We start from the raw sequence: 14,367 nt of genomic DNA, 5'->3' as shown, positions 1-14,367 counted from the left end.
TATACCCAATAAACCACTGGAAATTGCTTGAATCACAGAACGTCAATATTCATGGAGTCTGCTCGCACTCTACTGCACTGCTTCAGCAGCCATTATCATCCCGGTCATTCAGCATGGCGATCGTTTCTGCCTTCTCACTGCTGGCTACGATGATAAGCACTACGATCAAGCATCCCAGAATCATCATCCGCTTATCCTCTCCCCCATAGGTCGCCTTAGTGACAACTTATGAGGAAGAGCAGAGCAATATGAATGACTATCTAATCGCTGCCAATCAAATCATCAGTTCAAAAAGCTGCTCAGCCCGTTCTCCGCCTGCTTCAGGGCCTGCGGCTGTGAGCCTTCGTTCAGTCCCAGCCGGTTGCTGAGCTGGGTGTTGATGGTGGACATCTTGGAGGTGTAATCCTGGCAGCTCTCGATGATCCGCCGGTTGGATTGCTCCGAGGTATCCAGAGCACTGAGCAGATCGCCTATAGCCTGGTTCACGGCTTCGAGCGACATGGACGGCTTGGAGAGCAGCTCTGTTGTCTTCTCTGTTGTGGTGCGCAGCAGCCGCGCATTCTCCTTGAACTGATCTTCGATGGTCTTGTTGGTCGCTTCCACCGCGTTGATGACATTCTCCTGATCGGCCAGGGACATGGCAATCATCGCCGAGACGGTAATCAGGTTCGATGTCTTGTCAATCGCGTTATTGACAGAATCGATCAGCTTGTCATTGTTGTCGTTGATGATATCTGTTGCAGCAATTGCCTGATTATAGAGCAGAATCATCTCGGTCATGGACTGAATCCGCACCATCACCTTGCGGAGCCCGCGCTCCAGATACGCTTTGCGGGATTCATTCTCCGGCTTCGCGATCTCGGCTTCGAACAGCTCCTTCAACTTGTTGCCGAAGGCGATCTTGGTCTGGAGGTTATAGATCTCCTCCATGGAGGTGCGCTTAAGCTGGCGCATATTAACAATGCTCTCCTCCAGCGTATCACGGCCGTCACGCAGACCGGTGATGATGGCATCAATGTTGGTGCGGACCGACTGATATTTGTAGACGTAATTCTTCAGCGGGCTTTTGCGCAGCATTTTGCCGAAGAAGCTGACATTCTTGCTCTGCTGCAGTGTCTCACATTCATTCCGCAGCTTCATAATCATGTTCGGCACTTCCACCCGCTTGCCGCTCATCAGGTCATTGACCGGGCGGTCCAGCAGCTTCAAGGTCTGTCCCGCCTTCTCCTGTGTCTTCACGCCAAGCCTCCCGATATCATCCATCAGGGAATCCAGGGCTACGGTATCCGTCTTGGCAACCTGCTCGATTAATTGGGAAGCTTCCTGAACGACCTTTTGCTCATCTTCCTTCTTAAGCTCAATTAATTGTGTGGACATGGTTCTCCTCCTCTTCCTATAGTTCGGAGCTGTTGTAGCGCTGATGAATCAGCTCCGCCTTGGTCTGAAGCTCCATCAGGTCTTTGTGCTCAATCGTGGACGCGATATCGGATATTTTGGAATCCACATCGCGCAGACCGTTCAGCAGCATTCTGCGGTTCTTGGTCTTGGCTTCGCCGCCCAGGCGCAGGAACGGATTAATCACCCCGTTGAGATCCTTAAGCACCAGCCTGCGGACCGTATGGTTGATCTCGCCGTTGCCCAGCTCCTGCAGCAGCGGAATTACGCGCTGCAGCCTGGCGAACAGCGCCAGCGACTTCTCGACAATCTCATTATCCAGTGTATCCTTCTGCCCCTCGGAGATAATCATATCCTCCAGGATACTAAGGTACTCCACCACCGGAGCGAACTCCGCTCCGATTGGCGTCTCTCCCCCGTGTCCGGCTCCGGGCTGGGCCGGGGAGGCCTGTCCCGCCGCGGCGGGCAGCCCGGCAGCGGACGGAGTCTGCGGCGCAGCGCCTGCCCCCCCGGCAACGGCCTTCGGCTCCTGTCCGGCAGGGATCACCTCAACCGGAAGATTCACTCTGGACCGCCGGAACTCCGGCAGCGCCAGTGCGGCCCCGGCAACCGGAAGCAGCAGCGAGACCAGCTCAGGCAGAAATCCGCTGGTCAGAACAGCCAGGACATAACCGGCACCGGCATATACCAATACTCTGAATTTAGCTTGCATTCCCTCTCACCTCGTATGAGCGTGAATCCGGTCACGCTCCATTCAGGGATTCCGTGATGACGGAATCCCCGTTTGTTCTCATAATCAGCGGCTGCTCCACATGACTGGCCAGAACATTGTGCTCGAACGCAGCAGGCTTGACCTCGCCGCCCAGAGCGCTTTTGACAGCCAGGTACGGGAAGTTGATGCCGGACAGACAGGAGATGTGCAAACCGCCCGACATCCGCGGGTTAATCTCCAGCAGCTTCGGCACACCGCCGCTGTACTTCATCTGGATATTGAAATTGAAGGGAATCCGGTAGGTCTCCGCCGTCCTGCGGGCGACCTCCAGCAGCTCGGGAACATGCTCCATCAGCCGCAGGCGTCCGCCCGCCTTGCGCCGCGGCACCGCCGCGAGCAGGCTGCCGTGCTCATCCGCCAGACAGTCAATGCTGTATTCATAGCCCTCCAGCAGCTCCATCACCATCAGATCCGGGAAGCTCTCCGCTTCCGCAAGAATGCGGTAGGCCTCCCCGAAGGAGATCAGCGGCGTCACATGGCCGAACAGCTCCTCCAGCGGATTGCGGTCATTGTCGATGATCCGGAACCCGAGGCCGCCCTCGGTCTCAGTAGGCTTGAAGCACACCTTATGTCCCTTGGCGGCGAGATCCTCATAAGCTTCCCTGAATTGCTCCGCATTACTGACCACATGGTAATCAGGAATCGTCATAATTCCGGTCGCCTTGACGCTCTCATAGAATTTGCCCTTGTCCATCAGCATCTCCAGCAGGTCCAGGTCGCGGCAGACCAGCACCTTCGTGCCGACGGCGTCGAACAGGGAGAGGTGCAGGGCAATATCGAGCATATGCAGCCGGGGGATGAAGATATCGATCTCGTTGCGGCGGCAGAAATCAACGCAGAACTGCACGTATTCAATGCCGGTAAGCGCGGGTTCGGTCCCGGCCACATCCGCGCCCTGCAGCGACATATGGCGGATGTCCGGGTGGGTAGCGAAAATCTGTACCGGAATACCGTCTTCATTGCTGCGGATGAGATTCATGTAATGATACGCCACGGAGAACCAGCGGTTAAAATATATATTGACCTTCTTCATTGCTGCGGCCCAACTCCCAATGCTGTCAGATTAGTATAAATCTCTTGGACATACTGCAGAATCTCATCCCCGGCAAAAACACCCGATTGCTTCGTAAATGGATACTCTAAGTGTACTAGACCCGCCTGCTGCTCGGCAAATATTTCTCCGTGGCAGGGGACGATAGCATAGTCCGCCGCGGCAAGCAGGCTTTTGTCCAGAAGGGAATCTCCTGAAGCGACCATCGGCTCGGCATGCACGGTGCGCCGGACATGATGGATGGCGTCGCTTTTGTTCACAGCCTCCGGCACGATATACAGCTTGCGGCCCTGCAGCGATACCTTCCAGCCCAGGCTGTCCAGCCTCCCGGCCATACGGGCAATCTCATCCGGCGGCAGAGCCTCCCGGTGCACCACGAAGGTATAGAACAGCTCATCGCAATAGCGCTCGGTGATGATCCATTCGTCCCGCACGACAGAGTGCACGAGCCTCCCCGCCTCCTCAGCAGCAGCGGAGCCGCAGGCTACCCGGCGGCCGACTGCTGCACGCCACTCCTCATCCACCACTCCGCCCACGAGAATATTGCCCCCGTTGCTGGTGATGGCATAATCGGGAATGAGCGTCTCCTGGAACAGGTTAATCCGGCGGTACTGCGCAATCGTGCGCGTTGTTACGGGCATGAACACGATTCTGTCAGCCAGCTCTTTCAGTGTTGCCAGAGCCTGCCGGGAGATATACGATACCGTCCGGCCTTCGACCACCTCTGCCGGAACGAGACCGGGCGTATCCTCCGGAACGCCTATTGCATTAAGCGAGTAGATCAGGGTGCGGTCCAGATCGCTGGCGTAGATCATTCACTCTCCCCTTTCAGCGGCTTGATGATGCCGCAGCAGGAATAGGCCAGCCCGGGGTAGACCTCCACCGGTACACCGCGGTCTTCAGCCAGCAGGAGGATATGCCGCAGATTGGGATTATCCAGCCGGTCGACAAGAATTCTCCAAGGCACTCTGCGCAGCAGAACGCGGGTCGTCTCGCCCACCCCCGGCTTCACCAGATTAATATTGTCAATGCCGAAGGTCTCCTGGATGCTGCGGATATCCGCCAGCCCCTGCCAGGTGATCTCCGGCGGGTGTGCAAGCATCTCAGACGCCTGGCGGTTCGCCTCTGCCGCCACTGCCGGGAAATGCGGGGTAATCGTATCCACGAATACATTCGACAGATCGCTGTCCAGCCATTCCCTGTAGAATTTGGCCCCATGGAATTCCTCCGGCCCGATCAGATCATCACGCAGCACAGTGCGGCTCATCAGGCCGGACACCGTGGAATTCAGGCAGGCGCTGGGGATCAGATAATCCTCCCGGGTGCCGAAGGTGCCGGAGCAATACCCCGGGTCGGCTAGTACAGCCAGATCATCATTCAGCTTGATGCCGTATTTGGTGTACATGCTCTCACAAGCCTCAATCAGCACCTGGCGGATGGCCCCCTTCCCGGTCCAGCCGTCAATGAACTGCAAATCGGCCTCTGCCCCATGCTGCTGCAGCATATACAGGATGGCGTTCTCGTCAATGCCTTTGCCGCGGATAATCGAGATGCTGTAGTGCGGAAGATCGGCCCCATATTGCGCAAGGATATACCGTTTGATGAGCACCCCGATCGGTGTACCCGCTCTCGCCAGGGAGACGAGCACGGTATTCGCTATCCCCCGCCGGGCGACAATCATCTCGGAGACAACCGCTACAGCCAGAGCCACCTTCCCGGCCGTATGCCGCAGCGTGTCATGGAACAGTCCGATGTACTGCTCTGTCGGCTGATACTCTACCGGAAGCATCTCCGAATAATGCACTCCGGATTGGATCGCCTCCTCCCGCTCAGCCGTTCCCCGCTCCAGCGACACATCGCTGAGGTCCTTCAGCAGGAAGGTTACATCGGAAGCCGGGTAGCTGCCCAGCGGAACCGGAGGAGAAATACTCTTGTTCTTGATCGCATCAAGCTCTATTGCCTTCATCAGCATAAGCCTCCCGTCTCTGGTTCTGAGGCGAGCACAACAAGGTGGACCTTATTGCCGGCCAGCCTCTGTAGAATATCTGTCATTGGGGCAATCCGCTCACGGGGCACCTCACGCTCCAGCAGGACGAAGATCTCGTCATATTGGCCGGGATCTATGTTATAGATGAAGTTCATAATCTCCGCATCCCCCGGGGACGGATACCCGGCAGCGCTGTGTACCCCGTAATCCGCACGCCGCTCCGGATGGATCGGACTGCGGGTAGAGGATTGATAAGCGATGCCTTCGCCCATCTCTGCCGCAATCCGCATCGGCAGATACATGAACTCGCCAACGCCCATCACCAGGGTGCGGGAGCCTTCCCGGAGTCCACGGAGCTGACCGGCTACCCGGCTTACACCGGCATCAAGCTGCGCATTATCGGCAGATTCCAGTCCGAAGCGGCCGCTGTGCTTCAAGTAGGGAGCCGGATTCACCATCCCTTGCCCGTCCACCGAGGTGACCGGAAGACGCTCCAAGCCGTCTAAGACATAAGTCGTTACTAATTCCGCCTCACCGGAAGGCCGGGAAGCCCCGTTATCACCTGCAGGCGACAGCAGCGGGGTGCCTTGAACCTCAATGGTTCCCTGAAGAAGAGACAGCGCCGTAATCTGGATACCCAGCTCCTGTTCCAGCTCCCGGTAAGCCTGAATATTCCTGCCGCTCCGCCAGTCCAGCAGTGAAGCCACTACATATTCCCGGCGCGGGAACTTGGACTGGATGTCACGGATTGTATTGATCGCTGTGTTGCCGGTCGTAATCTCATCGTCCACCAGCACAACCGGCTCAGTACCGGACAACAGGCCCGCAGCCAGCGCATAACAGAGATGGTTTACCGCATGGGAGTGCTCCTCTTCGAAGGTAACCACCGATTCCAGCTCGGGAATCTGCTCACGGGTTGTATGGATGTAAGCCGCTCCACCGGCGAACGCATGGTACATGCTGTGCCCCAGGGCCGTCGCCGTCTCCGCAAATCCCATAAACAGAACCGGCTCAGGCAGCACCAGGCGTGCAGCCAGCAGCGCATGATAGGCTTCCTCCGCACGATCAGGATGGATTAGTCCGTGGACGGCCTGGTCCATCAGCCGGTCCATAACTTCCGGGCTGGCGGCTTCCCCGCCTCTCTCCCGGTATAGAAGTAAAGCCAGGGCCGCGCCGCTAAGCAGCGGGGTATAAGGATTGACTGGAATATGCTTGCCAAGCACCTTACTGACGAATAGGAAAGAACGTTTCTTGTTGATCCGGGCGGCCATAGAGAACAGGGCTTCCACAGGCATATGAAAAGGGTTGGAGGTCTCCGTTACCGTAACCTGCAGATTCTCGACGATATTAAACGTGTGTATATTCGTTCTCGGGCAGAAGTCCGACAAAATGCTGTTGTTCATGTAACACCCCGTATATTTGAGATCGTAATAGAATGCGTCTGGCCCAGTTCAAATGCGGCTTGATTTCATTCATTTTATTGAAATATTCACTCTTGAACACCCCGCGGCTGCCATCGTTGCTCTCCACAATACTTAAGGCATCCACATACTCCTCATGCATCACGGTGTACATCGCCTGCACAGGTCTGAGATGGGAGGGATGAATGATGGTTTTCCCTACAATCCCGTTCTCCTTGTCCAGAATCACTTCCCGGAACAGCCCGTCCATCGAGCTTGAGATGAAGTTGTTGCGCATCTCGCGGCCATGCTTGCCGTAGGTATCCTCGAAGGGGGTCTCGCGAAGCTGCGGGCGCAGTACCCGGTGTCCTTTGCTGGCAAAATACTCCCACACCGGTCCCGAGATCACGTATCCTTCCTCCACACGGCCAAATACGTTAATGATATCCGACATGCAGTCACGGATCGGCGTCAGATCATAGATACTGGTATCCGGGCTGCGCCGGAGCCCGAACAGGCTGGAGAAGTCGGTGGCTCCAATTCTGACATTCAACACATACTCGCGGTAATTTCCCAGCAGACTGCGGATCGCAAGCAAGGTATTCATCCGGCTCTCCCGGTAGATAATCGGTGCGTTCTCCAGAATCGGCATTCCGTAGAGCACCGGATCGGAATAGCTCCGTGTATGATTGTAATCGGCAATGGCCTCGAAATAATCCGTGCCGTTATCAACGGAGAACTTGGGGAAAACAAAGCCGGTCAGCATCGTAATCAGTGACCCCAGCCGGAAGATCAGATCCCGGAGCTGCTCCGGGTTACGCACGCGGATGAATAACAGCGGAAGACTGCCCTGCGCCCCCGGCTCATTCTCCGCATAAGCGGACAGGAACGCCAGATGCCTGACGACCGATTCTTCGGCATAATCCACTTCGCCATCCCCTATAGCGTCCTCCAGATCTATGATTACCGTTACGAGCCCCGAAGCTCTAAGCTTAATAATATCTTCGGCAACACTGGAACGGGTAGCAGGCATGTAGAGGGCTGCTCCGACGGCGTAAGCGAGTAAATCCTTGCAGGTAGTATGATCAAATGAGACCGGCGGAACATGGAATAATGAGGCTTCCTGTTCTGGCGTAAGGTAATCGAAATATCTCAAGGCCCTTCCTCCTTAATGTTGTGCAATGCACAAAACGAATAGCCCCGATTGTAAAGACCAGCAGAACCGAATATGCCGTCCTCTTAAGGGACGGCATCCGGCTATCTCAAACAACAAAGGCCAAGCTATAACAATATAACGATTACCCGGAAGCACGCTGGGGTCCACCCTTCCCGTGAACCCCCGCCTTCCTGTACAGCAATAAAATATGAATGATGCAAATCAGGCTGATTTCAGATGAATCAGGCTTTGCGGCCTTCCTCTTTTTTGCGTTTGCTGGCGCTGTACAGGATTGTGCCTACAAACACTACGATCAGAATACCGAAGAATAACACATGCGGCATTTCATAGCCGAATGCACCGGCCAGCATTTTACCGGCAATCAGGGCAATCAGTATAAATGCAGTCTGTTCCAGTTCAGGATATCTGGCAATCAGCTTGAGGAAGACCTGCGCCACGCCGCGCATCATCAGCACGCCGAGAATACCGCCCAGGAAGAGCACCCAGACCTCACTGCTCAGACCGAATGCAGCCACCACGCTGTCAATACTGAACGCAATATCCATTAATTCAACCAGGAGTACCGTCTTCCAGAAAGAGGCGCCTTTATTCTTAACCTCGCCATCTTCACCGCTGCCCTTGAACAACCCTTTGTAGGCAATATAGAAGAGATACAAGGCCCCAAGCACCTTAACCAGCGTAAATTTGACGAGATAGGTTCCCAGACCAATCGCCAGGAATCTGAATAAATAAGCACCGAGTATCCCGTAGAACAAAGCCTTACGCTGCTGCTCCTTCGGCAAGTGCTTAACCATAACCGCCAGCACGAGCGCGTTATCTGCAGAGAGCAGACCTTCCAGCAGGATCAGACTCCCGATAATCCCCCAGCTGACAGGGTCGGATAGCGTCCCTGCAATATCACTCCATGAGAAGAAATGCCCGTAATTCTCACCGATACTCCTAAAAAAATCACTGAACCAGTCCATTCCACTTGCGCCTCCGGTGATATCAAATTATTTGCTTCCCGCTACCCAGCGAAGCCCCCAGCCATAAGCCTCATCCATCTCCCTATGACCGCTGAAATATTGCACGAGACGCTCGATGCTGAAGGTCTCGCCCTCCACATTCCGGATCATTGCAATGGCGCACATGCCCTTACGGTTGTTATGCTCGTCCAGATGTACAACGATATCCGGCCCGCCATCCTGCTTCAGGGTAACCACCCCATCCGCCTCGGACCAGTTGGTGACGCCCTTGTAGATGAAGGCAAACACCAGGATTCTCTCAATCTGCGAAACCTTACTTCCGTTTATACGCAGATTCTCGCCGGATGTTACGGAACCCGTCCGGTCATCTCCATCCAGCATAATATAGGGCGGCTGCTGCAGGCTGCCGAAGGCATTGCCCAGCGCCTGCACAACCCCTTTGGCACCGTTCTTCAGTTCGAACAGGCAGGCAAGATCCAGATCGACTCCGCCTTTGCCGCGGCTGAACAGCCCGCCGCCCTGCTTCTGGTTCCAGTTCAGGTTGATCAACAGCTCTCCCAGACCGGAGGCTGACTTCTTCAGGTTGATCGAATCGCCCTTCTTCTTCAGCTCAATCTTCTTCAGATTGAGATTCACCCCCGGCGGAGGTTCAGGCTCCTGCCTCTGTGCAGCTCCAGGCGGAGGAGGGATGACAATATTCGGCCTGGAGGACGGCTCCGTGCGCGGCGGCACTTGGAGCGGGGTGCGCTCCGGCGGTGCTGCTGTACGCTCCGGCGGCTTCGGAGGCGGAACAGGGGCCGGAGCCGGCTCATCCTCCACCTCGATGCCATAGTTGCCGCAGAGCGCCTTCAGCCCGCCTGAGAAGCCGGCAACAATCGCATTGAATTTCCATTCTTGGCCGTATCTATATAATTCTCCAACCACAACTGCTGTCTCTACAGAGAACTGGTTTCCAAGGTTACACCGCAGAACAGACATCCCGCTTGCCTGATCCAGGATCCGGCAGTCCGCCTCGCTCATCTGCCCGAAGCTCTGCCTGCGGTTCTCGCCATCATACAGGGTAAGCGTGAAGGCGATCCTCTGGATATGAGCCGGAATCCGGTCCAGCGCAACGGCAAACTGCTTCCGGCCGCCCGCAGCCGTCCCCGGAACATCCTTATAAGTGATATAAGAGGTGGACGGGTTATTGTAAAAGATCAGATCGTCGTCCCCGCTCACCTTCCCCCCATCTCCAAGCAGGAATGCGGAAGCATCAATATCCATAGAAGACGGAGCCTTCCACCCGATCTCCACCGTGATATTGCGGAGCCCGGGGTTCCCTTTGGTCAGGTCTGCTTTCTGTCCTTTGACTACTTCTGTACTCATTCGTTTGCCACCTTTGCCGATAGATAGAGCGCAAGCTTCACCAGTTTTGTGTATAAAAAGGGCAGGATCGTAAAGATCCCGCCTTACAAGCTAAGCTGTGACTACTGTGCATCCAGTCCGTAATTCTTGCAGAGTGCGCCGAGTCCGCCGGCAAAGCCGCTGCCGATCGCCTGGAACTTCCAGTCCGCTCCGTGGCGGTAGAACTCGCAGAAGACCACAGCCGTCTCGGTGGAGAAATCCTCGCCGAGATCGAACCGCAGCACCTCGCGGTCACTTGTAGCATCCACCACGCGTACAAACGCATTGGAGACTTGTCCAAAGTTCTGCGCACGGGCTTCATAATCATAGATGGTAACCGTAATCCCGATCCGCTGGATGTTCGCCGGCACCAGGCTGAAGTCAACGATAATCTGCTCATCGTCCCCTTCGCCTTCACCGGTACGGTTATCCCCTGTATGGGTTATAGAGCCTTTGCCGCCGCTGGGGTTGTTATAGAAGACGAAATCGTCCTCACCCTTGGCCTTGCCGTCCTCATGCAGCAGAAATGCCGACGCATCAAGGTCGAAGTCATTGCCGCCGCTGTATTTGTTGGTATCCCAGCCCAGTCCTACAACTACTTTCGTCAGACCCGGATTGGTCTTGGTAAGATCAATCCGCTGTCCTTTGGAAAGACTGATCGTCACTGTCAAAAACCCTCTTTCCTTAAAAGATTCAATTCAAAGCTTACCGGCTTATTGCAGGCCGTAATCGCGTGTCAGTCCGGCCAGGCCGTCCTTGTAGCCGCTGCCGATGGCATTGAACTTCCATTCTGCACCATTACGGTATAGTTCGCCGACCACTACGCCGGTCTCCACGGAGAAGTCTTCGCCCAGGTCAAAGCGGACCAGCTCTTCACTGTTTGCATCATTGACGATACGCACATAGGAACGGGAGACTTGTCCGAAGTTCTGGCTTCTGGACTCCGCTTCATAGATTGTAATCGTGAACGCAATTTTATCCACATCAGCCGGAACGTTAGCCAAATCTACCTTAACCTGCTCATCATCCCCGTCACCTTCACCGGTACGGTTGTCGCCGGTATGAACAACCGAGCTGTTCTCATTCTGCATGTTATTGAAGAAGATGAAGTTGGTTTCTTTATCCACTTTACCGTTAGCATTGGTCAGGAATACCGACACATCAAGGTCGAAGTCCTTGCCGCCGTCGTACTTGTTTGTATCCCATCCGAGACCGACGGTAATTTTGGACAAGCCGGGGTTGGTTTTGGTCAGATCGATTTTTTGTCCCTTGGATAAGTTAATCGCCATGAATAGAGCCCTCTTTTCTCAAATTAGGATTTAGATATAGCGTTCTGCCAGCTGATTGATATGCGCTGCGTGGGCCGCTTCCCCGATGGCTGCGAACTTCCACTCTGCGCCGTGACGGTACAGCTCACCGCAGATCAGCGCCGTGTAGCCTGTGTAATTATCCGTCAGATTAAACTTAACCAATTCTGCATTGCCTGCCGCATTTACAATCCGGATATACGCCGATTTGATCATGCCGAAATCCTGTTTGCGGTTCACCGCATCATAGATGTTGACGACTACCAGCACCTTGTGCACATCGGCAGGAATCTGCTTCAGATTCACCATGATCTGTTCATCGTCTCCGTCACCTTCACCCGTCAGGTTATCTCCCGAGTGGACGACGGAATTGTTCGCATTCTGTTTGTTGTGGAAGCAGACGAGGTTCAGCTTATTGGTCAGCTTGCCGTTCTCGTTTAACAGCAGTGCAGACGCATCGCAGTCAATATTCGCCTGTTTCTTGATCCCGAAGAAGCCTCTTGACGGTTCAGCGGGGTCCCAGCCCAGTCCTACGATTACGTTAGACAGACCGGCATTGCCTTTAGTCAAGTCGATCTTCTGACCTTTTACCAGATTGATTCCAGCCAACTTGATGTACCTCCGTCTCCAAGTAGAATTTGCCTTGCGGTTTGTTCTATCACTGATACGATGGGAAATGGCCTAAGTTTCATCCATTTGGCACATGTATTCCAGCTTGCCCTTACAGGCTGAATTCACTTGGGCTGAGTCCGAGCACGCTGCAGATATTCCGCACAACCGCTTTCTCGTGCTCATCGAAGTCCCCGTCAGCCGCACCGATTGCCGAGCATACGCCCACAATTAAGCGTCCAACCTCCGGTTTGCCGTTGAACTTCCCGATGGCCTTAAGCGCTTCCTGCTTGCCGATCTCCGGCGAGAACTCGAAGTTGCTGACATAGTAATTGAACTGGGCAATTACATCTCTCATGTCAAATACCTTCAGCTCGTTGCTGAGGTTCATATACCCTGCCATCTTATTCTTCTCGGAATCCTCGATCTTGCCGTCAGCCGCCGCCACCAGTGCGCAGCCCGCGACTACCGCGTTCATAAAGTCTTTATTTTTAAATTTCTTCACTTGATCCGTCAGTCCGTTTTTGGTGGTATTCAGCCAATTTTTGAATGTGCTCATCGTATTCTCCTTCTATCATTTGGAATGATATACTTTAAAAAAAGATATCCCAGAGCCTCCTCCCCGCCACCGCTGGCAGCTAAACATTAATGGACGTATTGTCTAATTCTTACTCCTATAATATAACCGATTAAATGACAATATTCTACTTTGTGCGCCCTCCGCAGCACCCGGCAGCTTCACACCTTCTGTTCAACATAAAGCAACAGCTTGCTGAGAGTGTACGTCAGAATGAAATAGATCAGCGCTGCGGTGAGATACGGCTCCCAGATGCGCAGATACTGGCCCTTCATGGTGTTGCTCCAGTACATAATCTCCGGGGCGGCAATCAGCGCCAGCAGTGAGGAATCCTTCACCAGGACGATGAACTCGTTCCCGAAGGCCGGGACCATCCGCTTGACCGCCTGGGGCAGAATAACGAAGCGCATCGCCTGGCGCCGGTTCATTCCAAGCGAGAGCGCCGCCTCCCGCTGCCCGGGGTCGATCGACTGGATCCCGGCGCGGAAAATCTCGGCGGAATACGCGGCAGAGTTAAGCGACAGCGCCACAAATGCGCTCATCAGCGCAAAGGTCTTGCCATAGAACAGCGGAATCAGACCGAAGTGGACGATCAGAATCTGCACATAAAGCGGAGTACCACGGAAGATGTTGATATAGGCGTGGAACGGCCAGCGGAGATACCATCTGGGTGCCATTTTGCCGAAGCCGATAAACAGCCCCAAGAGAGACCCGCACAGGATAGAGACCAGCGACACGCCTATGGTGAACAATGTTCCTTTGAGCAGGACCGGTAAATAATGAGCAATAATATCCAATCTGAAATCCATAGAACTCTCCCCTCCTCACAAAAAGGGGCACGCGCAATAGCAATCATTACGCATACCCGGTTATTGCCGTCCTAATCCTTACTGCGCGTTCAACAGCGCTGAGGTATCCGGCTCTTCCCCGAACCATTCCTTGTAGATCTCCGCATATTTGCCGCTGTCGATTACCTTCTTGATTGCCGGGTCCAGCTTGGCCTTCAGCTCACTGCCCTTCGGATACAGAATGCCGTAGTACTCCGAGCCGAAATTCTCCTTGTCGATAATGCCGGTCAGCTTCTCCTTCGGATTGTTCTTAATGTATTCGTTCACGATGGCAATGTCGGCTACCACCGCATCCGCGCCGCCGCCGTTCAGCTCCATCAGCGCTACCGCGTTGCTGTCGAACCGCTTCAGGTTGCCGTTGTCCACGCCCATGATCCCGCTCATCAGCTCATCCGCTGTAGTGGCCGCCTGAACCGCAACCTTCTTCCCCTTCAGGTCCAGGGCGGATTTAATGTCGCTGCCTTCCTTAACCATAATCATGTTCGTAGATTCAAAATAAGGGATGGAATAGTCATAGGTTTCCTTACGTTCATCTGTAATCGATACTGAGGATACCCCCGCCTGATATTCAGTGCCCTGCTTCACACTGGTCAGCATGGTATCCCAGCCTGTGTTGGTCACGGTGTAATCCATTCCCGCCTCCGCCATGACCGCCTTAAGAAAATCAATGTCGAAGCCCTTGATCGTATCCGTATCCATGTACTCCATCGGCGCATAACTGGCATCGGTGGCGATTTTGATGCTCTCTCCAGCTGCGCCGCCTCCGGCATTCTTGTCCGCACCGCATCCGGCAATCGCCAGAGCCAGCAATGCCACTATACCTGACACAATCCACTTTTTGCTGCTACTCATACTCCAATCCCCCCTGATTTATAGAAATAACTTAGGGAGATTTT

At 54.5% G+C, this 14,367-nt stretch carries 15 protein-coding genes; all 15 read right to left on the bottom strand.

Annotated elements, in window-relative coordinates; translation table 11 throughout:
- Positions 1-282 precede the first annotated feature (282 nt).
- Positions 283-1,377 (bottom strand): toxic anion resistance protein, encoded by a 1,095-nt coding sequence (locus K1558_RS07185; protein WP_238650714.1) that lies wholly within the window; start codon positions 1,375-1,377, stop codon positions 283-285.
- 16 nt (positions 1,378-1,393) lie between these two features.
- Positions 1,394-2,107 carry a hypothetical protein gene (locus tag K1558_RS07180; RefSeq protein WP_238650713.1) on the bottom strand — a complete coding sequence of 238 codons (714 nt, stop codon included), beginning with the start codon at positions 2,105-2,107 and terminating at the stop codon, positions 1,394-1,396.
- Between the two features lie 31 nt (positions 2,108-2,138).
- Complete coding sequence (locus tag K1558_RS07175) at positions 2,139-3,200, bottom strand: ATP-grasp domain-containing protein (RefSeq protein WP_238650712.1); 1,062 nt, start codon at positions 3,198-3,200, stop codon at positions 2,139-2,141.
- Positions 3,197-4,033 carry an HAD family hydrolase gene (locus K1558_RS07170; protein WP_238650711.1) on the bottom strand — a complete coding sequence of 279 codons (837 nt, stop codon included), beginning with the start codon at positions 4,031-4,033 and terminating at the stop codon, positions 3,197-3,199. Before K1558_RS07170 ends, K1558_RS07175 begins: the two co-directional genes overlap by 4 nt.
- Entirely contained in the window at positions 4,030-5,184 is a 1,155-nt protein-coding gene (locus tag K1558_RS07165) for a cysteine protease StiP family protein (protein ID WP_238650710.1), read from the bottom strand. The genes K1558_RS07170 and K1558_RS07165 overlap by 4 nt, the downstream gene beginning before the upstream one ends.
- On the bottom strand, positions 5,184-6,476 hold the full coding sequence (locus K1558_RS07160; RefSeq protein WP_238650970.1) for a phosphoribosyltransferase family protein: 1,293 nt from the start codon (positions 6,474-6,476) through the stop codon (positions 5,184-5,186). The genes K1558_RS07165 and K1558_RS07160 overlap by 1 nt, the downstream gene beginning before the upstream one ends.
- Before the next feature lie 76 nt (positions 6,477-6,552).
- Positions 6,553-7,761: an HpcH/HpaI aldolase/citrate lyase family protein gene (locus K1558_RS07155; protein ID WP_238650709.1), complete on the bottom strand. Its 1,209-nt coding sequence runs from the start codon at positions 7,759-7,761 to the stop codon at positions 6,553-6,555.
- Positions 7,762-8,003: 242 nt separating this feature from the next.
- Positions 8,004-8,747, bottom strand: coding sequence for a TerC family protein (locus K1558_RS07150; protein ID WP_238650708.1), 744 nt, complete (start codon positions 8,745-8,747; stop codon positions 8,004-8,006).
- A gap of 27 nt (positions 8,748-8,774) precedes the next feature.
- Positions 8,775-10,112 carry a TerD family protein gene (locus K1558_RS07145; protein WP_238650707.1) on the bottom strand — a complete coding sequence of 446 codons (1,338 nt, stop codon included), beginning with the start codon at positions 10,110-10,112 and terminating at the stop codon, positions 8,775-8,777.
- Between the two features lie 101 nt (positions 10,113-10,213).
- The gene (locus tag K1558_RS07140; protein WP_238650706.1) at positions 10,214-10,795 is read right to left on the bottom strand and encodes a TerD family protein; all 582 of its coding nucleotides are present in this window, start codon (positions 10,793-10,795) and stop codon (positions 10,214-10,216) included.
- 48 nt (positions 10,796-10,843) lie between these two features.
- Positions 10,844-11,419, bottom strand: a complete 576-nt coding sequence (locus K1558_RS07135) for a TerD family protein (protein WP_238650705.1) — start codon at positions 11,417-11,419, stop codon at positions 10,844-10,846.
- Between the two features lie 30 nt (positions 11,420-11,449).
- Positions 11,450-12,046, bottom strand: a complete 597-nt coding sequence (locus K1558_RS07130; protein WP_238650704.1) for a TerD family protein — start codon at positions 12,044-12,046, stop codon at positions 11,450-11,452.
- A 112-nt stretch (positions 12,047-12,158) separates the two neighbouring features.
- Complete coding sequence (locus K1558_RS07125; protein ID WP_238650703.1) at positions 12,159-12,605, bottom strand: tellurite resistance TerB family protein; 447 nt, start codon at positions 12,603-12,605, stop codon at positions 12,159-12,161.
- 179 nt (positions 12,606-12,784) lie between these two features.
- Positions 12,785-13,432 carry an amino acid ABC transporter permease gene (locus K1558_RS07120; protein ID WP_238650702.1) on the bottom strand — a complete coding sequence of 216 codons (648 nt, stop codon included), beginning with the start codon at positions 13,430-13,432 and terminating at the stop codon, positions 12,785-12,787.
- Between the two features lie 78 nt (positions 13,433-13,510).
- Entirely contained in the window at positions 13,511-14,323 is an 813-nt protein-coding gene (locus tag K1558_RS07115) for a transporter substrate-binding domain-containing protein (protein WP_238650701.1), read from the bottom strand.
- Positions 14,324-14,367 lie beyond the last annotated feature (44 nt).

The sequence above is a fragment of the Paenibacillus piscarius genome (assembly GCF_022234545.1).
GTDB classification, from domain to species: domain Bacteria; phylum Bacillota; class Bacilli; order Paenibacillales; family Paenibacillaceae; genus Paenibacillus_AQ; species Paenibacillus_AQ piscarius.
This window is presented reverse-complemented; position numbering and strand designations above follow the sequence as displayed.